The 21,138-nt window shown below is 63.9% G+C and carries 20 protein-coding genes and 3 tRNA genes; 13 read left to right on the forward strand and 10 right to left on the reverse strand.

All coding sequences use genetic code 11. The features are described 5' to 3' along the window. Window positions 1-9: 9 nt before the first annotated feature. Window positions 10-96: transfer RNA gene (locus ABS88_RS02285), tRNA-Leu, on the reverse strand. A 90-nt stretch (window positions 97-186) separates the two neighbouring features. Here ABS88_RS02285 and ABS88_RS02290 point away from each other — a divergent pair. Both ABS88_RS02290 and ABS88_RS02295 read left to right on the forward strand, forming a co-directional pair. Next, window positions 187-1,146 carry an ABC transporter ATP-binding protein gene (locus ABS88_RS02290; RefSeq protein ID WP_076075705.1) on the forward strand — a complete coding sequence of 320 codons (960 nt, stop codon included), beginning with the start codon at window positions 187-189 and terminating at the stop codon, window positions 1,144-1,146. Further along, window positions 1,143-1,910 (forward strand): ABC transporter permease, encoded by a 768-nt coding sequence (locus tag ABS88_RS02295; RefSeq protein ID WP_067184276.1) that lies wholly within the window; start codon window positions 1,143-1,145, stop codon window positions 1,908-1,910. The genes ABS88_RS02290 and ABS88_RS02295 overlap by 4 nt, the downstream gene beginning before the upstream one ends. A gap of 38 nt (window positions 1,911-1,948) precedes the next feature. On the opposite strand, the gene ABS88_RS02300 is transcribed toward ABS88_RS02295, so the two are convergent. The 4 genes from ABS88_RS02300 to aroA form a co-directional block, all read right to left on the reverse strand. After that, window positions 1,949-2,227 (reverse strand): integration host factor subunit beta, encoded by a 279-nt coding sequence (locus tag ABS88_RS02300; RefSeq protein WP_067107492.1) that lies wholly within the window; start codon window positions 2,225-2,227, stop codon window positions 1,949-1,951. Between the two features lie 201 nt (window positions 2,228-2,428). Further along, complete coding sequence (gene rpsA / locus ABS88_RS02305) at window positions 2,429-4,138, reverse strand: 30S ribosomal protein S1 (protein WP_067107495.1); 1,710 nt, start codon at window positions 4,136-4,138, stop codon at window positions 2,429-2,431. A 545-nt stretch (window positions 4,139-4,683) separates the two neighbouring features. Next, window positions 4,684-5,313: a (d)CMP kinase gene (cmk, locus tag ABS88_RS02310; RefSeq protein ID WP_067184272.1), complete on the reverse strand. Its 630-nt coding sequence runs from the start codon at window positions 5,311-5,313 to the stop codon at window positions 4,684-4,686. Continuing rightward, window positions 5,310-6,638, reverse strand: a complete 1,329-nt coding sequence (aroA, locus tag ABS88_RS02315; protein ID WP_067184269.1) for a 3-phosphoshikimate 1-carboxyvinyltransferase — start codon at window positions 6,636-6,638, stop codon at window positions 5,310-5,312. The genes cmk and aroA overlap by 4 nt, the downstream gene beginning before the upstream one ends. 125 nt (window positions 6,639-6,763) lie before the next feature. On the opposite strand from aroA, the gene ABS88_RS02320 reads away from it, so the two are divergent. Next, window positions 6,764-7,084: an FYDLN acid domain-containing protein gene (locus ABS88_RS02320; RefSeq protein ID WP_067107503.1), complete on the forward strand. Its 321-nt coding sequence runs from the start codon at window positions 6,764-6,766 to the stop codon at window positions 7,082-7,084. A 122-nt stretch (window positions 7,085-7,206) separates the two neighbouring features. Beyond that, window positions 7,207-7,282 (forward strand) — tRNA-Ala (locus ABS88_RS02325). 75 nt (window positions 7,283-7,357) lie between these two features. Here ABS88_RS02325 and ABS88_RS02330 read toward each other — a convergent pair. Then, complete coding sequence (locus tag ABS88_RS02330) at window positions 7,358-7,804, reverse strand: RrF2 family transcriptional regulator (RefSeq protein WP_067107506.1); 447 nt, start codon at window positions 7,802-7,804, stop codon at window positions 7,358-7,360. A gap of 148 nt (window positions 7,805-7,952) precedes the next feature. On the opposite strand from ABS88_RS02330, the gene ABS88_RS02335 reads away from it, so the two are divergent. Together ABS88_RS02335 and ABS88_RS02340 are read left to right on the forward strand one after the other, a co-directional pair. Continuing rightward, window positions 7,953-8,510 (forward strand): hypothetical protein, encoded by a 558-nt coding sequence (locus ABS88_RS02335; protein ID WP_067184267.1) that lies wholly within the window; start codon window positions 7,953-7,955, stop codon window positions 8,508-8,510. After that, entirely contained in the window at window positions 8,494-9,207 is a 714-nt protein-coding gene (locus ABS88_RS02340) for a COG3904 family protein (protein WP_067184265.1), read from the forward strand. Before ABS88_RS02335 ends, ABS88_RS02340 begins: the two co-directional genes overlap by 17 nt. A 195-nt stretch (window positions 9,208-9,402) precedes the next feature. Here ABS88_RS02340 and ABS88_RS02345 read toward each other — a convergent pair whose 3' ends face one another. Together ABS88_RS02345 and ABS88_RS02350 are read right to left on the reverse strand one after the other, a co-directional pair. Next, window positions 9,403-10,206, reverse strand: coding sequence for an enoyl-CoA hydratase-related protein (locus ABS88_RS02345; protein ID WP_067184262.1), 804 nt, complete (start codon window positions 10,204-10,206; stop codon window positions 9,403-9,405). A gap of 748 nt (window positions 10,207-10,954) precedes the next feature. After that, window positions 10,955-11,593, reverse strand: coding sequence for a hypothetical protein (locus ABS88_RS02350; protein WP_067184259.1), 639 nt, complete (start codon window positions 11,591-11,593; stop codon window positions 10,955-10,957). Window positions 11,594-11,670: 77 nt separating this feature from the next. Between ABS88_RS02350 and ABS88_RS02355 the strand changes: the two genes are divergently transcribed. Next, entirely contained in the window at window positions 11,671-13,266 is a 1,596-nt protein-coding gene (locus ABS88_RS02355; protein ID WP_067184256.1) for a peptide chain release factor 3, read from the forward strand. 60 nt (window positions 13,267-13,326) lie between these two features. After that, window positions 13,327-13,791, forward strand: a complete 465-nt coding sequence (locus ABS88_RS02360) for a hypothetical protein (protein ID WP_148650873.1) — start codon at window positions 13,327-13,329, stop codon at window positions 13,789-13,791. On the opposite strand, the gene dinB is transcribed toward ABS88_RS02360, so the two are convergent. Continuing rightward, window positions 13,784-14,905, reverse strand: coding sequence for a DNA polymerase IV (gene dinB, locus ABS88_RS02365; RefSeq protein WP_067184251.1), 1,122 nt, complete (start codon window positions 14,903-14,905; stop codon window positions 13,784-13,786). The genes ABS88_RS02360 and dinB overlap by 8 nt on opposite strands. A 125-nt stretch (window positions 14,906-15,030) precedes the next feature. Here dinB and ABS88_RS02370 point away from each other — a divergent pair. Next, window positions 15,031-15,104, forward strand: a tRNA-Gly gene (locus tag ABS88_RS02370). A 160-nt stretch (window positions 15,105-15,264) separates the two neighbouring features. Further along, window positions 15,265-16,623, forward strand: coding sequence for a tyrosine-type recombinase/integrase (locus tag ABS88_RS02375; RefSeq protein WP_286748967.1), 1,359 nt, complete (start codon window positions 15,265-15,267; stop codon window positions 16,621-16,623). Here ABS88_RS02375 and ABS88_RS02380 read toward each other — a convergent pair. Further along, entirely contained in the window at window positions 16,520-17,674 is a 1,155-nt protein-coding gene (locus ABS88_RS02380) for a hypothetical protein (protein WP_286748962.1), read from the reverse strand. The two genes, ABS88_RS02375 and ABS88_RS02380, sit on opposite strands and share 104 nt — an antisense overlap. Before the next feature lie 174 nt (window positions 17,675-17,848). Here ABS88_RS02380 and ABS88_RS02385 point away from each other — a divergent pair, with 174 nt between their 5' ends. The 3 genes from ABS88_RS02385 to ABS88_RS02395 all read left to right on the forward strand — a co-directional run bounded on the left by ABS88_RS02385 (window position 17,849) and on the right by ABS88_RS02395 (window position 21,042). Further along, window positions 17,849-18,439 carry an RNA polymerase sigma factor gene (locus ABS88_RS02385; RefSeq protein ID WP_286748963.1) on the forward strand — a complete coding sequence of 197 codons (591 nt, stop codon included), beginning with the start codon at window positions 17,849-17,851 and terminating at the stop codon, window positions 18,437-18,439. Then, the gene (locus ABS88_RS02390) at window positions 18,405-19,385 is read left to right on the forward strand and encodes a FecR family protein (RefSeq protein ID WP_286748965.1); all 981 of its coding nucleotides are present in this window, start codon (window positions 18,405-18,407) and stop codon (window positions 19,383-19,385) included. Before ABS88_RS02385 ends, ABS88_RS02390 begins: the two co-directional genes overlap by 35 nt. 64 nt (window positions 19,386-19,449) lie before the next feature. Next, entirely contained in the window at window positions 19,450-21,042 is a 1,593-nt protein-coding gene (locus tag ABS88_RS02395) for a TonB-dependent receptor (RefSeq protein ID WP_286748966.1), read from the forward strand. Window positions 21,043-21,138: the final 96 nt, after the last annotated feature.

Raw genomic sequence — 21,138 nt, forward strand, 5'->3', positions numbered from 1 at the left:
TCTCCTCGCTGGTGCGGACGGCGGGACTCGAACCCGCACACCCAGATGGATAGCAGATTTTAAGTCTGCTGCGTCTACCGATTCCGCCACGTCCGCGTGCCGTGCGCCGGTCAAGCCGAAGGGGGAGGGGAGGTCAAGCGATCTTTGCCGCTTCACCCGGCGAACGGGGTCGGCTAGACCGGCGCGATGACGGCCGTGCTCCAGATTTCCAACCTCGGCAAAACCTACAAGAGCGGCCACCGCGCGCTGAGCGGCGTCGACCTGACGATCGACAAAGGCGAGATCTTCGCGCTGCTGGGACCGAACGGCGCGGGAAAGACGACGCTGATCGGCATCGTCTGCGGCATCGTGACGCCGAGCGAGGGGGCGGTGACCGTCGGCGGGCACGATCACCAGCGCGACTATCGTGCCGCGCGGTCGATGATCGGGCTGGTGCCGCAGGAACTTCATACCGACGCGTTCGAAAAGGTCATCACGACGGTCAGCTTCTCGCGCGGGCTGTTCGGCAAGCCGCGCGATCCGGCGTTCATCGAGCAACTGCTGCGTGACCTGTCGCTGTGGGACAAGCGGAACGCGAAGATTCTCGAACTGTCGGGCGGCATGAAGCGCCGCGTGATGATCGCCAAGGCGCTGTCCCACGAACCCGAAATCCTCTTTCTCGACGAACCGACCGCGGGCGTCGATGTCGAACTGCGCCGCGACATGTGGAACATGGTGCGCGGCCTGCGCGACCGCGGCGTCACCATCATCCTGACTACCCATTATATCGAGGAGGCTGAAGAGATGGCCGACCGCGTCGGGGTGATCAGCAAGGGCAAGCTCATCCTCGTCGAGGACAAGGACGCGCTGATCAAGAAGCTGGGCCGCAAGACGCTGACGCTCAACCTGTCGGAGCCGCTGGCCGCCCTTCCCGCCGGGCTCGACGACTGGTCGCTCGAACTCGCGGGCGAGGGGCACGAACTCGTCTATGAATTCGACAGCCAGGCCGAGGCGACCGGCGTCCCGTCGCTGCTGCGGCGGTTGAGCGATCTTGGCATTCCCTTTCGCGACCTCCACACACGGCAAAGCTCGCTCGAGGAGATTTTCGTCGGGCTGGTCCACGAATCGAAAAGCGACGACGCGGGCGCGCAGGGGGCCACGGCATGATCGGGAATTTCCGCGGCATCCGCGCCATCTACGGGTTCGAAATGGCGCGCTTCGGGCGCACCTTCTGGACCAGCCTGCTGCTCCCGGTGATCACTACGACGCTCTATTTCGTCGTCTTCGGCTCGGCGATCGGCAGCCGGATGAGCGCGGTCGGCGACGTGCCCTATGGCGCCTTCATCGTGCCGGGGCTGATGATGCTGACGATGTTCACCGAAAGCATCAGCAACGCCAGCTTCGGCATCTACATGCCCAAATGGACGGGGACGATCTACGAGATGCTCTCGTCGCCCATGTCGCCGCTCGAACTGCTGATCGCCTATGTCGGGGCGGCGGCGACGAAGTCGGTTATCATCGGTGCGATCATCTTCGCGACCGCGCACCTGTTCGTCGATGTCCAGGTTGCGCATCCGTTGCTGATGGCCGCCTTCATGGTGCTGATGGCGGTGACCTTCTGCCTGTTCGGCTTCATCATCGGCATCTGGGCGCAAAGCTTCGAGCAGTTGCAGGTCATCCCGCTGCTTGTCGTCTACCCGCTGACCTTCCTCGGCGGCGCCTTCTATTCGATCGACATGCTGCCGGCCGCGTGGCGCGCGCTGACCTTGTTCAACCCGGTCGTCTATCTGATAAGCGGCTTCCGCTGGACCTTCTTCGACCGCGGCGATGTCGGCATCGGCGTCAGCATGGGCGCGGTCGCGATCTTTCTCGCGCTGTGCCTTGCGGTGATCTTCTGGGTGTTCCGGACGGGATATCGGCTCAAGAATTGAGGCAAGCACATCGCCAACCGCCGTAAGATGTGACCCCCTCAGTCGTTCAACCGTTCGCGCATTTCCTTGCCGGGCTTGAAATAGGGGACGTTCTTCGCCTTGACCGCGACCGGCGTCCCGGTGCGGGGATTGCGCCCCGTTCGCGATTCGCGCGCGCGCGTCGAAAAGGCGCCGAAACCACGCAATTCCACCCGTCCGCCCGCAGCGAGCTGCTCGATGATGGAATCGAAGAAGGCGTCGACGATCCTCTCGACCTCCTCCAGGCGCAAATCGCTGTTTTCGCTCGCGATCTTCTGAACCAGTTCTGACCGGATCATCTGCTTCCCCTAAATGTGCCACGCGCATCCCGCGGACGCGGGTTATCCGGCCGTTGCCGGCGACGATGCGTAGGACCCCTCCCGACGCGGCGCCGAGATTATCACGAATCGCTATCCCGTCAAAATCTATCGCCGAAAGAAAAAGGCCCGCAGAGGGACACTCTGCGGGCCTTTTCTTCGCTCTGGCGCGAAAGGAGGAAATCAGTCCTTCTTGCCGGCCTTCAGCGCCTCGCCGAGGATGTCGCCGAGCGACGCACCCGAGTCCGACGAGCCGTACTGCGCGACGGCCTGCTTCTCTTCGGCGATCTGCAGCGCCTTGACCGAGAAGGTCGGCTTCTTCGAACGGTCGAAGCCGGTGACCATCGCGTCGAACTTCTGCCCGACCTGATAGCGCTCGGGGCGCTGCTCGTCGCGGTCGCGGCCCAGGTCGGCGCGCTTGATGAAGCCCGTCGCGCCGTCGTCGCCGGCCTGCACTTCCAGCCCGTTGTCGCGGACTTCGAGCACGGTGACGGTGACGGTCTCGTTCTTCTTAAGCGAGCCGGAGCCGGCGCCGGCGCCGACCGCCGGAGCACCCTTTTCAAGCTGCTTGATGCCGAGGCTGATGCGTTCCTTCTCGACGTCGACGTCGAGAACGACGACCTGCACCTGCTCGCCCTTGCGGTGGAGATGCAGCGCTTCCTCGCCCGAGATGCCCCAGGCGATGTCCGACATATGGACCATGCCGTCGACGTCGCCGGGCAGACCGACGAACAGGCCGAACTCGGTCGCGTTCTTGACTTCGCCTTCGACGACCGAACCGATCGGATGCGCTTCGGCGAAGGCACCCCAGGGGTTCGACTGCGCTTGCTTGAGGCCCAGCGAAATGCGGCGCTTGTCGCTGTCGACTTCCAGGACGATGACGTCGACTTCCTGACTCGTCGAAACGATCTTGCCGGGGTGGACGTTCTTCTTGACCCACGACATCTCGCTGACGTGGACCAGCCCTTCGATGCCCGGCTCCAGCTCGACGAACGCGCCATAGTCGGTGATGTTGGTGACGGTGCCCTTCAGTTTGGCGCCGACCGGATATTTGGCGGCGACGCCTTCCCACGGATCGGCCTCAAGCTGCTTCATGCCTAGGCTGATGCGCTGCGTGTCGCGGTTGATGCGGATGATCTGCACCTTCACCGTGTCGCCGATATTGATCACCTCGCTCGGGTGGTTGACGCGCTTGTAGCTCATGTCGGTGACATGGAGCAGGCCGTCGATGCCGCCGAGGTCGACGAACGCACCGTAATCGGTGATGTTCTTGACCGCGCCTTCGATGATCTGACCTTCTTCCAGGTTCTGGATCAGGCCCGAACGCTGTTCGGCGCGCGTTTCCTCGAGGATCGCGCGGCGCGACACGACGATGTTGCCGCGGCGACGGTCCATCTTCAGGATCTGGAAGGGCTGCGGCAGGTCCATCAGCGGGCCGACGTCGCGCACGGGGCGGATATCGACCTGCGAACCCGGAAGGAAGGCCACCGCGCCGCCGAGGTCGACGGTGAAGCCGCCCTTGACGCGGCCAAAGATGACACCCTCGACGCGGGCTTCCTTGTTGAATTCTTCTTCCAGCCGGTCCCAGGCGGCTTCGCGGCGAGCACGGTCGCGGGACAGCATGGTTTCGCCATTGGCGTTCTCGACGCGGTCGACATAGACTTCGACCTCGTCGCCGACCTTCAGGTCGGCCTTCTGGCCCGGCATCGCGAATTCGCGAAGCGCCACGCGGCCTTCGCTCTTCAGGCCGATGTCGATCACTGCCAGGTCGTTTTCGATCGCGGTCACGGTGCCCTTGACGACGCGGCCTTCAAAGCCGCCGTCGGCGCCGCCCAGCGATTCATCGAGCATCGCGGCGAAATCGTCGCGCGTCGGAAAAGCCGTAGAGGCCATAGATGATTTCCTTACTTCACATGTTTCCGGCCAAGCGGTTGGGTCCGCTGGTCTTGTGGCCGAACCGTCCTGCCCGCCGAATGCGAAACAGGACGTCGTCGGGGCGCCTCGCAAGGTGAGCCACGGGCAAAGCAAAAAGGGCGCGACGAGGGTGCCCCGTCACGCCCGACGCTCCGGTGGGAGCGACGGTTCATCCGTGCCTCGACCGGCAAACCGCCCGTCGGACGGCGCGCATATAAGCGGGGAGGCGGTTTTCGGCAAGGAAAAAGGGCGTGCCGGTCGAGACGGCTGAGCCTTGAATGGTGGAGCAGATGATATTCGCGCAGAGGCGCAGAGATCGCAGAGGATTTTGGTTCACGCGGAGACGCGGAGGCGCGGAGATTATGGTTTGGGCCGATAGGCCCTTCTTGCTCCCCCGCATCGCGGTTCCAGATAGGTTGCAGAAGAAAGCCGCTTCGCGGCAAGCGCCATCTCTCCGCGCCTCCGCGTGAATCCTTTTCACTTTACCCTCTGCGATCTCTGCGCCTCTGCGCGAATATCTTCTTTCAGCCCCGCTTCCCGACTTTATCCTCGACAAATGCGATCGCTGCCATGATGCCCGCATCCCGGTCCAGCGTCGTATTGTCGAGCAGCAGTGCATCCGCCGCGCGGCGCAGCGGTGCGTCGGTGCGCCCGGTGTCGCGCGCGTCGCGGGCATGGATGTCGGCGAGCACCGCGTCATAGGTGACTTCGACGCCGCGCCCCAGCATCTCTGCATGGCGCCGCCGCGCCCGCTCCTCTGGCGTGGCGGTCACGAACAGCTTGGCGTCGGCGTGCGGCGCGATCACCGTGCCGATGTCGCGTCCGTCGAGCACCGCGCCGCCCGGCTGGTTGGCGAAATCGACCTGCCGCTGGAACAGCGCCGCCCGCACCGCGGGATGGATCGACACACGGCTCGCGAGGCTGCCGGTGCTTTCATAGCGCAGCGCCGGATCGTTCAGCAGACTGTCGGGAAAATCGCACGCGGCGAGCGCATCGTCCGCATCGTCGGGATCGCCATGGTCGAGCTGCGTCTGATAGCCGACGGCGCGATAGAGAAGCCCCGTGTCGAGCACCGGCAGCCCGAAATGCGCCGCCAGCGCGCGCGCGATTGTCCCCTTGCCCGAAGCGGTGGGACCATCGACGGCGACGATCATGCCTGCAGGCTTTCGAGCAGCGCCTCGAAATTGGGAAAGCTGGTCGCGACCGGGCCCATATCGTCGATCGTCACCGGTGCCTTGCCGACGAGGCCCGCGACCGCGAAGCTCATGCAGATGCGGTGGTCGAGGTGGCCGGCGATGGTCGCGCCGCCGGGCAGCGGGTCGCCGCCGGTGCCGTCGATTGCCAGCCCGTCCGCGCTTTCCTCGACCTGCGCGCCGATGGCGGTGAGACCGGCGGCCATCACCGCCAGCCGGTCGCTCTCCTTGACGCGCAGTTCGTCGAGGCCGGTGGTGACGGTGCGCCCTTCGGCAAGCGCGGCGGCGACGAACAGGATCGGATATTCGTCGATCATGCTCGGCGCGATGGCGGGATCGACCTCGATCCCCTTCAGCGCGCTGTGACGGACGTGCAGGTCGGCGACCGGCTCGCCGCCGACTTCGCGCGGGTCGAGCAGTTCGATATCGCCGCCCATTGCCTGCAGCACCTCGACCAGCCCGGCGCGCGTGGGGTTGAGGCCGACATTGGCGATGACGACGTCCGATCCGGGCACGATCAGCGCCGCGACGATGAAGAAGGCCGCCGACGAGGGGTCGCCGGGGACGGCGATCGTCTGCGGCCGAAGCTCGGCCTCGCCGCGGATGTGGATGCGGCGGGTGCCGTCGCCGTCGGTCTCGACGTTCAGGTCGGCGCCGAAGCCCTTCAGCATCCGCTCGCTATGGTCGCGCGTCGGGATGGGCTCGATCACCTCGGTGATGCCCGGCGTGTTCAGTCCCGCGAGCAGCACCGCGCTCTTCACCTGCGCCGACGCCATCGGCAGGCGGTAGGCGAGGGGGATCGCCGGCGCGAGGCCGCGGACCATCAGCGGCAGGCGCCCGCCGGGCGAGGCCGATATGTCCGCGCCCATCTGCGACAGCGGGTCGATGACGCGTCCCATCGGGCGGCTCGACAAGCTGGCGTCGCCCGTGAAGGTGACGGTGATCGGATGGCTCGCGACAAGGCCCATCAGGAGGCGCGTCGAGGTGCCGCTGTTCCCCATTTCAAGCGCTTCGCGCGGCTGGAGCAGGCCGCCTACGCCTACGCCGTCGATTACCCATTCGCCGTCGCCCGTCCGCTCGATGCTCGCGCCCATCGCGCGCATCGCCGCCGCCGTCGCGAGCACGTCATGCCCTTCGAGTAGCCCCGTGACGCGGCTCGTGCCGACCGCCAGCGCTGACAGCATCAGCGCCCGGTGCGAAATGCTCTTGTCGCCGAGAATCGCGATCTTACCTTTCAGCGGAGCGGAAGCGGAAAAGGCGCGCGGGCTGGGGTTGGGGTCTGTCATGGCGTGCGGCTTTTGACAGCGGGCAAACAATCTGGCAAGGCGCACGCCGATTTGGCGGGTGGCTGTTCCGGTGCCGCCCTTTCTCCGAAATTTATCTTATTCCTTCAAAGGGTTACGAGGCTTCTATGGTAAAGGCTGAATGGGGCGCGAAGCGAAGCTGCCCGAAATGCGCGACGCGATTCTACGATCTGACCAACGACGACCCGGTCACCTGCATCAACTGCGGCTATGCCTGGATTCCGGAATCGGTGCTGAAATCGAAGCAGCCGATGCCGTTCGAGGAAGTCGAGAAGCCCGGCAAGGCCAAGGAAGAGGCGGCCGACGACGATCTGGATCTGGACGTCGATGTCGACGAGGACAGCGATTCGCCCGACAATGACGTCGATCTGGGCGGCGACGACGATCTGGGCGTCGCGACCGGCGACGACGAGGACGACGAAAACTGACAATCGGACGCATGGGGCCAAAAAAGCATCGCGCGATGCATTTGGCCCCTTGCATATGGGACACGCGCTGGTAAAGGCGGCGTCCCGATCGCATCACCCAGAGCGATCGTCCGAAATGGCGCGGGGCCTTAGCTCAGCTGGGAGAGCGCTACAATGGCATTGTAGAGGTCACCGGTTCGATCCCGGTAGGCTCCACCATTTCGACAACCCGACCCGGAAACGGCCCGATGCGACAGCATGCGGGTCTTTTTCTTGCGAAACTGACAGGGGACGTCAGAGCGCGAGTTCCTCTTTCTCGAATAGCGGTTCCAGCATGATCGGATCGGCGAGCGTGATGCGGTCGAGGATCGAGGCGGTGTCGTCGCGCACCCGCAGCATCAGGCTGCGCAGCCGGCATTCACTTTCGGGCAGGCAGTTCTTGCAATGCTCGTGCGCGTTGCGCGCCGCGCAGGGCACGAGCGCTAGCGATCCGCGCGTCAGCCGGACGAGGTCGCCATAGCTGATGTCGACCGGCGGCAGCGCGAGCTGGTAGCCGCCATCGCGCCCCCGCTGCGAGATCAGCAGCCCCTCGCGCGCCATCTCGGACAGGATGACGGTCAGGAATTTGGGCGGGATGTTCTGCGCGTCTGCAATATCCGCAAGCTGCACCTGCCCCTTGCCCCAATGGTCGGCAAGATGCTGAAAGGCGCGGATCGTGTAGCGGGTCTTTTGCGAGAGCATGGCGGCGTTACTGTGACATATTCCAGCTTAATTCAACCTGTCTGGATGAGATTCGGGAAAGGTTGATGAAAATCACAGTGGGTGGCATGAATCGACGCCAATGGGATCGCGCAGTTTGCCCGTTTCGGGCGCGACAAGGAATAGGGCGATGCGGAAGCTATTCGAAGGCCCGGCGGTTCTCGCGGCGTGCATGCTGGTCGCTGGGCCGGCCCAGGCGCAGTTCGGCGGCCTGCTGCGCAAAGTGACGACGCCGGCACCGAGCCCGAGCAGTGACGACAATGGCGGTTGTCCCAAGGGCAAGAAGGGCAGCGGCGTCGGGCGCAGCATATTGGGCGGAGTGATCCGCGATGCCGTCGGCGACGCGGCGAGCAGGGCCGGCGTCTACAGCTATGTGCCGATCGCGGAGGTGAGCGGGACGCTGACAGATGCGATCGCCTGCCGGCTCGATCCCGCCGAACAGGTGCAGGCGGCGCAGGCAACCGAAGAGGTCACGCGCGGCGAGGCGGTGGGCGCGACGTCGAACTGGACCAGCGAAACGCGCGAGAATGTCAGCGGTTCGTCGACCGTCGCGTCGATCAATCAGGAGGACGGCGGCCGCAAGTGTATGACCGTCAACGATTTCATCATCGTCGACGGGGAAGAGACGCGCGTCACGAAGCGGATGTGCAAGGGGCCGGACGACGCGCGCTATGTCCTGGCTGCCTGACCTGTCCCGCGTGCTGGCGGGGGCACTGGCGCTGACCTCGCTGACCGCGGCGACCGAGCGTGACCCACTGAACCCCACCTGTCCGCTCAATCCCAACTGGTCGACCAATGCGACGATGACGCTGACCGTCGAGACGCGTGGTCGGATGAAGGTCATGCTGGCCGAAGGGCGGGTCGATCCGGGCCTGCCCGAACGCCTCGCCGCGGCGCTGAAGGCCAACCCCGACGTCAGCGAGATCTGGCTGCGTTCGCCCGGCGGCGACGCGCGCGCGGGCAATGCTGCGGGGCGCATCATCCGGTCGAACACCGGTCTCGGCACGCGCATCCCCAGCGGTTGGGCCTGCTTCAGCGCCTGCAACTTCGTGTTCATGGGCGGCGCCCCGCGAATCATCGAACCCGGCGGCGAGTTCATCGTCCACATGTTCACCAGCACCGGCGACCGCGCCGCGATCGACCAGAGCGTGGCGATGGGCACCGATGCGACCACCGAACTGATCGGCGACGTCGAACAGGACAGCGCGCTGCTGGCGAGCGAGGACAACGACTTCCTGATCCGGATGGGCGTGTCGCGCAAATTGCTGACCGAGGTGATGTATCGGCAAAAGGCGGTCAAGGGCAGCGGGGCGGACAAGTCGACCCGCCGCTGCCTGACGCTGGAGGAGGCGCTGAAATATGGCGTGACCTACGCGGTCGAGTGACGGGGGCGTCGCAACGGACGTTATCCCGCCGAAGTATCAGGCGGCATCACGATGAAGCGTCCGGAATCTTTCACTTCTCCGTCATTGCTGCCCCGGACCTGATCCGAGGAAAGCAACCCAGAGTGTGCGTAAACCGCTCTGGATTGCTTCGCTGCGCTCGCAATGACGACAATGCCGGATTCGGTGGTGAAGGGCTTACTGCCCCTTGAACGCGGCCTTGCGCTTCTGAAGGAAGGCCGCGACGCCTTCGACCGCATCGGCGCTGTTGCCGGCGCGATACTGGCCCATCGCCTCCGCATCGAGCGTATCGGAATAGCTTTGGGTCAGCCCGCCGCGCAGCACCTGGCGCATCGTGCCGAGCGCGACCGTCGGGCCGCTCGCAAGGCGCTTCGCCAGTGCCTGGGCTTCGGCCATCAGGGCGTCGTCCGCGACCGCCTTGTAGATCAGGCCCCAGTCTGCCGCCTGCTCGGCCGGAATCTTTTCGCCCAGCATCATCATCTGCGTGGCGCGCGGTAGGCCGATCAGCCGCGGCAGCAGCCACGACGATCCGCCGTCGGGGATGAGTCCGATGTTGACGAAGGCCTGGAGGAAATAGGCGCTCTTGCCCGCGAGGGTGAAGTCGCCCGACAACGCGAAGCTGCATCCGACGCCGGCGGCGGGGCCGTTGACCGCGGTGACGACGGGAATGTCGAGGTTCGCGAGCGCGAGCAGCATCGGATTGTAATGGTTGCGCAGCGCCTTGCGACTGTTAGCGCCGCCGCCGACCGCCGACGCGCTGCGGTCGCCTGCCAGGTCGGCGCCCGAACAGAAGCCGCGCCCTTCGCCGGTGATCAGCAGCGCCCGCGCGCCGAGCACGCCCATCCAGTCGAGCGCCGCGCGAATATCGTCGGCCATCGCCGGTGGCATCGAGTTCAGCCGCTCAGGCCGGTTCAGCGTGATGGTCGCGACATCGTCGGCGACGGCAAGCTTGATCGTGTCGAAGGTCGGAAGGTCGGTCATGGGGAAGAAATCCTCTCGGGGCTGCTTTACCTTTACGTTCACGTAAGGATGTGACCCATTTGTGGGGCGAGTGCAAGGGGGAGGGGAGATCGGATGGCGACGGCTGGAAACGACCGATAGCGGTCATGGGCGCCAACCTTGAATCGGATTCGCGCAGAGGCGCAAAGATCGCAGAGGCGCGCGCGCTTCATCTCTGCGATCTTTGCGCCTCTGCGCAAATTTCGTGGAATGCCAGGTATCGGCCGAAGCGCGATATTCCTTTTCTCGTCACCCTGAACCGGTTTGGCAATTATCCCTTTTCGACAAGTCACTGTTCCCCGGCGAAAGCCGGGGTTCAGATGGCACAACGCTGCCCCCCGTGGACCCCGGCTTTCGCCGGGGAACAGCTCCCTACTTGCCTGAAGGGTACATATCCCAACCTGTTTCAGAGCCTGCCCCGGACCCGATCCGGGGGTCCATGGTCTGCCGTTTCCTTCGGCGCGGCGCCGATTTCGAGTCCCGGCCATGGATGCTGAAACAAGTTCAGCATGACGAAGGTGAAGGGCGGGCGCTACTCCCGGAACCGCAGCGCTTTCCTAATATCGGGGCATGATAGCCCTTTCGCGATGCGCCGCTCCGTTCGCCCTCTCTCCTCCCTTCCGCCACGGCTTCAGCCCGGCTCAGGAGACGAAATGGAGGGGGACGTCGTGTGACTTTCGTATACTTTGAAATAAAATGTCGCGGGTGATTCGCCATATGTCGATAGGCCCTATTCGTCACCCACCCGCACGAACCGCATGGTGCCCTCGGCGCGATGCAATGTCAGGCCGCGCTCGGTGCGCTCAGCGCACGCACCCTCGAAATCGACGACGCCGATGTCGTTGGGTTCGATGATCACGCGCAGCTTGCCGCCGTCGGCTCCGGTCAGGTCGAAGCGCGGCGCGGTGATGCCGTAAATCGGCTCGCGCACCTCGATCCAGCGCGGGATGCGCGGGTCGTCGTCGGGCATCGTCCAGCCGTCATATTGGGTGTAGCCGTCGATCGGCGCGCCGCTGTCGAAACCGATCGTGAAATCGACGCCTGCGATGGTCCGGCCGTTCGGCCAGGTGACGAGGATGGTGGGCACCGCGCCGTCGATCTCGCCGGTCGTGCCTTTCGACATCGTCGGCGGCACCGGCTTGGGGTCGGTGGTCAGGCAGATCATGGCCCCGCGCGCTTCCCAGCGCCCCTCGGCGCGTTCGTCGAGCGCGCCCGCAGCGAGCCCATATTGGAAACGCCCGTCGTTCCTTATCAGCAGGCCGCCGCCAACGTCGGGGCCTTCGGCAAGGCCGTATTCGCCGATGAACGGTGAATCCTGCGCGGCGACGGGCGCGCCGATCAGCGCGAGGGCAAGAAGGGAGTTTCGCATTGTCCGCTCTTGCCTATGCGATGGCGGCGGCGCCAGCCCCTTTCCACTCGCCCCGCACCCTGCTAACCGCCCGCGCCATGTCCCAGAACCGTCCCGACCGCCGCACCTTCGCCATCATCTCGCACCCCGACGCGGGCAAGACCACCTTGACCGAAAAGCTGCTCGTCGCGGGCGGCGCGATCCACATGGCGGGCGAGGTGAAAGCGCGCGGGCAGGCGCGGCGCGCGCGCTCCGACTGGATGAAGATCGAGCAGCAGCGCGGCATCTCGGTCACATCGTCGGTGATGACCTTCGAGCATGCGGGGCTGGTCTTCAACCTGCTCGACACGCCGGGGCACGAGGATTTCAGCGAGGACACCTATCGCACGCTGACCGCGGTCGACAGTGCGGTGATGGTGATCGACGCCGCCAAGGGCATCGAGCCGCAGACGCTGAAGCTGTTCGAAGTGTGCCGCTTGCGATCGGTGCCGATCGTCACCTTCATCAACAAGGTCGACCGCGAAGGTCAGTCGCCCTTCGAACTGCTCGACGAGGTCGCCGACCGGCTCGCGCTCGACGTCTGCCCGATGAACTGGCCGGTGGGGATGGGCGGAACCTTCTCCGGCCTCTACGATCTCGTCGAACCGTCGCTGGCAGTCCCGGGCAAGGAAGCTTCGCGCGCATTCGAGGGCGAGCGGATCGCGCTCGCCGGCCATGACGATCCGAAGCTGGCGGCGGCGGTCGACTCGCGCGCGCTCGACCAGTTCAACGAAGAGATCGAACTGGCTTCGGCGGGTTATGCGCCCTTCGACGCGGCGGCTTATCGCGGCGGCGACCTGACGCCAGTCTATTTCGGGTCGGCGCTCAAGGAATTTGGCGTCGTCGACCTGCTCGCCGCACTCGCCGCGCATGCGCCGGGGCCGCAGCCGCAGCCCGCCGAGCCTGCGCCCGTGCGCCCCGACGACGATGCCGTCACCGGCTTCATCTTCAAGGTGCAGGCGAACATGAACCCCGCGCACCGCGACCGCATCGCCTTCATGCGCCTGTGCTCGGGCAAGTTCGAGCGCGGCATGCGATTGACGCAGGGCGGGACGGGCAAGGCGATCGCGATCAGCCGCCCGATGCTGTTCCTCGCGCAGGACCGCGAAATGGCCGAGGAAGCGTGGCCCGGCGACATCATCGGCATTCCCAACCACGGCACGCTGCGCGTCGGCGACACGCTGTCGGAACGCAGCGACGTTACCATCACCGGCCTGCCCAATTTCGCGCCCGAAATCCTGCGCCGCGTCGCGCTGGTCGATCCGACCAAGACCAAGCAGCTCCGAAAGGCGCTCGACGACATGGCGGAGGAGGGGATCATCCAGGTCTTCTATCCCGAAATCGGGTCGAACATGATCGTCGGCGTCGTCGGCCAGTTGCAGCTCGACGTGCTGATCAGCCGTCTCGAGGCCGAATATAAGGTCGAGGCGAAGCTGGAGGCATCGCCGTGGGACACGGCGCGCTGGATCGCGAGCGACGATCCGGCGGCGCTCAAGGCCTTTCAGTCGGACCATCGTGGCGCGAGCGCGGCCGACCGCGATGGCGCGCCGGTGTTCATGGCGAAGGACGCGTGGGAGGTCGGCTATGTGACGCAGCGCCACCCCGCCATCCGCTTCACCGCGACCAAGGAGCGGCGGTTCGCCGACGCGGGTTGATCGCCCGCAGCGATTCCGCCACCATGACGTCACGTTCGACCATGGGTGGGGAGGGGATGGATGCGCGCTTTGGGAATGATCGCCGCCGCGGCGCTGATGAACGGAACGCCGGCCGGGGCACAGCCTGCGATCGAACTGCCGATCGCGCCGGGTTTCTGGACTAACGACACCGAAAAATGCGCCACGGTGCATCACGGCTATGTCTTCGACGGAACGCGCTGGGGCGCGCTCTATTATTATGGCCCCAACGGCAGCATGGGCCCCGCCGCCGAACTCGAACCGATCACGCAGACGCGCGCGGGGCCGGACGGCTTCACCCAGATGCAGTTCGGCGGCTACGACGGCGCGGGCTATTTCCGCATCAAGCGGGTCGAAACGGATCGCGCGCTTTACCGCGTTGGCGCACCTTTTCGGGACGAGATTCAGGAAATGGACGAGCCGCTGATCCGCTGCGATTTCAAGGCGATGTCACCGAAGATGCAGGTGGCGATCCGCCGCTTCGCGCCCGCGCTAGCGGTCAGATAAGACTGAGCAGGTCACTAGGTGCGGCGGGGGCTTCCTCCTCCTCTTCCCCCTCGAACTTGCTCAGCGTCACCCCCAGCAGGCGGATGCCCTGCTCGACGGGCAGCAGCGGGGCCAGGATCGCCTCGCCCACCGCGAGCAACGCCGCGCCGTCGCCGATGGGGAAGGGGACCGATTTCGCCCGCGTGATCGTCCGGAAATCGGCGTAGCGCAGCTTGAGCGTTACCGTGCGGCCGCGCGCATGACGCTTGGCGGCGCGGTCCCAGACGACGGTACAGACATGCGCGAGCGCCTCGCGGATCTCGACGTCGGCGATCAGGTCGTGGAAGAAGGTCCGCTCGCCGCCGAGCGACTTGAGCGGCCGGTTCGACTTGACGCGGCGATGGTCGATCCCGCGCACCAGATTGTGGAGCCATTCGGCGCTGTTGCCGAAATGCGCGGCGAGCCATGCCCTGTCCTTCGCCGCCAGATCGGCACCGGAAAAGATGCCGAGCCCCTCCATCTTCGCCGCCGTCACCGGGCCGATGCCGTGAAAGCGGCGGATCGACAGCGTCTGGACGAAGGCGGCGCCCCGGCGCGGCGGAATGACGGTCAGCCCGTCGGGTTTGTTCTGGTCGGAGGCAAGCTTGGCGATGAACTTGTTGTAGGAGACGCCGGCTGACGCGGTGAGGCCGGTCTCGGCGCGGATACGGGCGCGGATCGCACGCGCCGCGGCGGTCGCGCTGCCCAGTCCGGCCTTGTCGCGCGTGACGTCGAGATAGGCCTCGTCGAGCGCCAGCGGCTCGACCTCGTCGGCATAGTCGCGAAAGATGGCGCGGATCTGGTGTGAAATCTCGCGATAGGCGTCGAAGCGCGGTGGGACGAAGACTAGGTCGGGGCAGCGCCGCTTGGCGGTGACGCTCGGCATTGCGGAGCGAACCCCGAATTTTCGAGCCTCATAAGAAGCGGCGGCAACCACGCCGCGCCGCGATGAGCCACCGACCGCAACGGGCTTTCCGCGCAAGGCCGGGTCGTCGCGCTGCTCGACCGAAGCGTAGAAGGCGTCCATGTCGACATGGATGATCTTGCGCACCGGGCCGCCTGCGCCCTCCGCACCGCTGTCGCTGCCCTCGCTCACGCGCCCATCCTATCATGTTGCCATGATGTTCTCAATCGCGGCGCCGGCCCGCTGCCCCCGCCCGATCCGACGTCGACGCTTGACGAATGCGGGCCGAAATGGCAATCGCCGCCGACCTTGGAGACGCGGGTATAGCATAGTGGTAATGCTCTAGCCTTCCAAGCTAGCTAGGCGGGTTCGATTCCCGCTACCCGCTCCAGAGGCTCTTCCGAGGACGTCCGGTAACGTCCAGAAAACGGCTGATTTCTCCCATTTTTTGTGCTATCACCGTCCGGGTTGATACGGGCGTATTTCGTCGCACCCCGACAATTTGGGGGTATATTTGATGGTATGTCCGAGGCAGTCATGGAAGAGATACCATCATGCTGACGGCGGTAGCAGTCAAGGCGGCGAAGGGCCGCGATAAGCCATATAAGCTGGGTGATTCGGGCGGGCTATATCTTCTTGTGACCCCTGCGGGGCGACGATGCTGGCGGATGAACTACCGCTTTCTTGGAAAGCAAAAGACCCTGTCCTTTGGCGCTTGGCCCGATGTTGGCCTTGCCGGAGCCAGAGCCAAGCGCGACGAAGCTCGGCAATTGCTGGCCACCGGGCGCGATCCAGCCGAGCAGGCCAGGCTCGAAAAGGCGGCAGCGAGCATCGCGGCGGCAAACACATTCAAAGCCGTCGCGGAGGAATGGCTGGCCAAGGTCACGAAGGAAGGCCTCTCGCCGGCCACGCTCAAGAAGAACCGCTGGCTGCTGGACTTTTCCTACCAGTTTATCGGGCATCGGCCGATTGCAGAGATCAAGCCGTTCGAATTGCTGACCCTGCTTCGCAAATATGAAACGAAGGGAAAGCACGAAACCGCTCTTCGCCTGCGAAGCATATGCGGTCAGATTTTCCGCTATGCGATCGCCACTGTTCGAGCGGACCGCGATGTTGCCGCCGATTTGCGCGGGGCGTTGATTACACCGAAGGTAACGCATCGCGCCGCCATCACCACACCAGCAGAGGTTGGCGCGTTGCTGCGCGCGATAGAGAGCTATGAGGGCCATCCGTCCACGCTGATCGCGCTGCGCCTTTTGCCCCACGTTTTTGTTCGCCCCGGCGAACTCCGCCATGCCGAATGGAGAGAGTTTGATCTCGACAAAGCGGTGTGGACGATCCCCGAGAGCAAAATGAAGATGCGCCGGGCGCACAAGATTCCGCTTTCCCGGCAGGCTTTGGAAATCATCGCCATGCTGGAATATGATGCCAGCCCGAGTCCGTATCTTTTTCCGTCGCTACGCTCGGCCAGTCGCCCCATGTCGGAAAACACCATCAACGGCGCGCTCCGTCGTCTCGGTTACGCGAAAGATGAAATGACCGGGCATGGCTTTCGCGCGATGGCGAGCACCTTGCTCAACGAAATGGGGCGCTGGAATCCCGATGCGATCGAAAGGCAACTCGCTCACGCCGAAGGCAACGCGGTGCGTCGCGCCTATGCCAGGGGCGAATATTGGGACGAGCGCGTCCAGATGATGCAATTCTGGTCGGATGAACTCGATCGTTTGCGGGAGAACGTAGAGTCCGCAAAGAATGTGGAGCCCGAGAAACTAGCCGTGGGTGCGAGGCGTTCGGGCGGACCGCTCGTCAGTCTGGATAGGTCCAACGATCCACGGCTGCAATGGATTCGATCACGCTCTTCGGGTGTAAAAGCGGATCGTGACGGTCGATCGCAACCTCCGCCCAGTTGAGCCATTGCGCGATGGTCTTGCCCTCGATCACCATTTCCATGTCGAGGTCGGCCTCACGCATGGCCGCAACGAAGCGTCGCAGCAGCGACGTTTCACGCCATGCTGCGGCATGTTCGGCGAACTGCCGGAAGCGATTTTTGTCCAAGCGCCGCTGTGCTTCCTGTTCACTTTGCTGCTTCATCCTCATTTCAGAACGGCGTCTGCGTTCCTCCCGCGCTTCGCGTTCGGCGGCGAGAGCGGGGAGCGCCAAGATCATGGTCGCGACGATGTCGCTGGCAAACTGTTCCATGCGATAGGTTGAACCCTCGCACCACTTGCGGCGGAAGCCTGAAGGCATCCAACTTGTCATCTCGAATATGAGATTGCCCGTCGCTTCGAGATGGTGACGAACGACGTCATCCCCTTTGGGTCGCATGTCCCAGGAGTCGGGCATCCTTGACGTCTTGATCCGCTTCATGCGGTAGCGAAGCTGAAACACGATTGCATCACAGCCCGAACGTGCGGTCAGTTCGCCGTGCTCATTGCGGCTTACCGCCACTCCATGCGTCTCGAGATTCTCGCAAATAGCATCGAGAACGCAAAAAAGGCGCCGATCAGCATCGTTGAAGGGCGTTATCTTCTCCCACGCGCGGGTGCCGCAGTCATAATATTCCCTGCCGGCGCGTATATCCGCTTTTCGGCAAGCGATACGCTCGGCGATGACCGGGTGCGGATGCAACAGCCGCTCAGAAATCCGAACCGGCGGAATCTTTGCCTTGTGCCGATCGACGTGCGATTTGGGCGTCGCGGGAGGGGCCAACAAGTCCGATATGCGAAAGACGATCGCATCTACGCCTCGATTTCCGGACGGAAGCGGCGGTCTTGCACCAACCTGCTTGCCGAATGCGAGCTTGTTCCAATGGCCCCCGAGCGGCCGCGGAATAGCCTCTCGCTTGCACAGGCTGGCAAGCTGTTGGTCGGTAATCCCAAATTCTTCTGCAAGACGTGTCATCGGCTTCTGCCAGACGAGATCGTAAAGTTCTTGCCGCGTTATCGTCGCCTCATCGTTCATGGCCTCGCATTCTCCTACTCCTTCCAACGATGCGCGGCGGTGCATTTCTTGTTTGGTTTCGGGCTTGGATAATTGGGATGTAGATTGTCGGCACCCAATAAATTTGAACAAAATTTACGGGAAATCCTCCGTCGTGCATCGTTAGGGTGAACGGGAGCGAAAAAGTCGAATGACGTGAACCGGGAGAAGCGCGCGCAGATCATGGCCTGGGTGGGGCGGGAAATCCTGCCGCACGAAGCGGACGTGCGCGCCTGGCTTCTCCGCACGCTCGATCCCGACGACCTGGAAGACGTGATACAGGAAACCTATTGCCAGATCGCGGGCCTGAAAGGTGTGAGCCATATCGCCAGCGGTCGCGCCTATTTCTTCACCGCCGCGCGCAGCATCGTTCTCATGCGATTGCGCCGCGCGCGCGTGGTCAGCATTGAATCGGTTACGGAGATCGAGAACACAGGCATCGCAATGGACGAGCCGACGCCCGAACGGGTTGTCGCCGCCCGGCGCGAACTGGAACGGGTGCAGCGTTTTATCGAGGAACTGCCCGACCGCTGCCGAAGGATTTTCGAGCTTCGCAAGGTCGATGGACTGTCGCAGCGCGAGGTTGCCGAGAAGCTTGGCGTTACGGAATTTGTGATCGGGAATGAGGTTGCCAAGGGCATGAAGCTGATATTGCAGTCGATAGCCGATGGCGATCGCAAGACCGCGCGAGCAATGGCAAGAATGGGATATGATGAGCGAGCGCGAAACAGCACAAGCGATCAATGATCGCGCGGCCGAGTGGGTCGCCCGCATGGACCGCGAGGGCCATGACCCTGCCGTGCGCGCCGAACTCAAGGCGTGGCTCGCGGGTGATGATCGCCGTCGCGGCGCCTATTTCCGTGCCAAGGTCGCATGGAACATGCTCGACCGCGCGAGCGTCCTTCGCGCCGGACAACCGCCAGCTTACGAGGTCGCCGCCGCGGGCGGCGGCTGGTTTTCGAGGCGACGTGTCATATTGGGCGGCGGTGCCGTCGCTGCCGCCGCCGCATTGGTGGTCGGCCTTCCGCGCATGGATTTCTTCGCTGCGCCGGATGAGCAAATCCAGACGGCGATAGGAGAAATCCGGCGGGTGCCGCTAAGCGACGGCTCGCTTGCCGCCGTGAACACGCAAACCGCGCTCGACGTGACCATGAAGCCGAAGCTGCGCCAGATCGCGCTCAAGGGCGGCGAGGCGTGGTTTCAGGTCGCCAAGGATCGCGCGCGGCCATTCGTCGTCGAGGTCGGCGACGTGCGCGTTCGCGCGGTCGGCACAGCCTTTTCCGTCAGGCGAGAAGCGAACGGCGTCGATGTGCAAGTGACCGAAGGCGTCGTTGAGGTGTGGCGCGTCGGGGACGAAGCCAATATCCGCCGCGTCAAGGCGGGGACGCGCGCCTTCATCGCACCCGACAAAGCCGTGATGTCGATTGCCGCTGCGAGCGAGGAAATCGACAATGCGCTGGCATGGCGCACCGGCCAGCTCGTGTTCGACGGGGACACGGTCGCGGAGGCGGTGGCCGAGTTCAACCGCTACAATGTCCGCAAGATCGAGCTTTCCGACGCAGCGCTCGGGCAAGAAAAGATGATCGGCCGCTTTCGCACCAATGAACCCGACGCCTTCGCGCACGCCGTTGAGATTCTGACGGATTCTCGCGCCGTCATCACCGCCGACCGGATCATTCTGTCGTCGGATTGACGGATTTTTTCAGAAAAAATTACAAAAAAGTTTCGCTCAAGCATCGTTGTCCATGTGAGCCCGAATGATCGGGCCGGATTACATGGGGGAGGATATTATGCGGTATCGCGATCTTCGCGGCGCTCTCGCGGCGTCAGTAGCAGTCTATGCGGTAGCGGTTGCGACGCCCGCGATGGCCCAGACCAAGAACTTCAATGTCCCGGCGCAGTCGGCCGCCACCGGCATCCCCGCACTCGCGGAGCAGGCCGACATTCAGATTCTCGTCAGCGAAGAAGCGGTGCGCGGCAAGACGATCCGGGCGATCAAGGGGTCGATGACCGTCGATCAGGCCGTCCGCCGCGCCGCCGCCGACGCTGGTCTGCGCGTCGTGTCGAGCGACGGGCGCACCTGGGCGCTGGCATCTGCGATGTCGGGCAACGCGGGAAACGCCGTAACCCTACCAGCCGATGACGGTTATCGCGGCGAGGAAATTATCGTCACTGCGCAGAAGCGCAAAGAAGCGGTGCAGGATGTGCCGATCGCGATCACCGCGCTGTCGCAAAAGGCTCTGGAGGAGCAGAAGATCGAGGGCGGTCCCGACATCATGCGTGCGGTGCCCAACCTGACGTTCAGCAAATCGAACTTCACCGGGTATAATCTGTCGATCCGTGGCGTCGGCACCAAGTCGATCTCGGCGACCAGCGACCCCGGCGTCGCCATCGCCTTCAACAACAGTGCCATGATCCACAACCGCTTCTTCGAACAGGAATTCTTCGACATGGAGCGGGTCGAGGTGCTGCGCGGGCCGCAGGGGACGCTTTATGGCCGCAACGCGACCGGCGGCGTCGTCAACCTGATCACAGCCAAGCCGAAGTTGAATACGTTCGAGGGTAATATCAAAGGCGAGGTCGGCAACTACAACAGCCGCCGCCTGCTCGCGATGCTCAACGTGCCGCTGGTCGATGATGTACTGGCGGTTCGCGTCGCCGGTTCGATGACCCAGCGCAGCGGCTATGACTATAATGCGACGACGAAGAATGACATCAATGGCCGCGACCTTTGGTCGCTGCGTACGTCTGTGGCTTTCGAGCCGGCGCAGTGGTTCCGTGCTAGCCTGATCTGGGAGCGCTTCAGCGAAAACGACAACCGCTCGCGCACCGGTAAGCAGCTGTGCCATCGCGATGATGGGCCGACCCATGTAGGGGGCGTCGATCTGGCTGATAACCTGAACGGCTTTACCGGCATAGAAGTTCGCCGCGCGTTGTTCGGCCAGGGATGCAAGCCCGGCAGCCTTTATGATGACGGTGCCTTCGGCACTCCCAATGGGCTGTCCTATAGCTTTATTCTGGGGGCCATCGCGTTGAAGGATAGTGGAACGGGCCTTGGTTCCGATCCAAATCGCCCCCTCGATCGCACGCAAACCATTATCCAACCCGTCGATCCTTACGGCGGCCTCATGCAGGCGCGCGATCTGCGTGTGATCAATTCGATCCGTGATCCCCGTTATCGTGCGAGCGCAGACCTTCTTCAGTTCAACCTCGATATGGACATCATGCAGGGGCTGACCCTTACGTCGCAGACTGCTTACAATTCTGATGAGGTTTATTCATTACAAGACTATAATCGCTTCACGAGCCTGCCCGTCTTTACCGATACATCGAAATTGGTAAATGGGTGAGAACGGCGGAGCAATATTCGACCACGGTAGCGGCGGGATAGTCCTGCTGCGGGCGGCGTAAAAGTCGTCCACCTTGAAGCCTTTCTGCCGAGTCAG

This window comes from Sphingopyxis sp. SCN 67-31 (assembly GCF_001725095.1).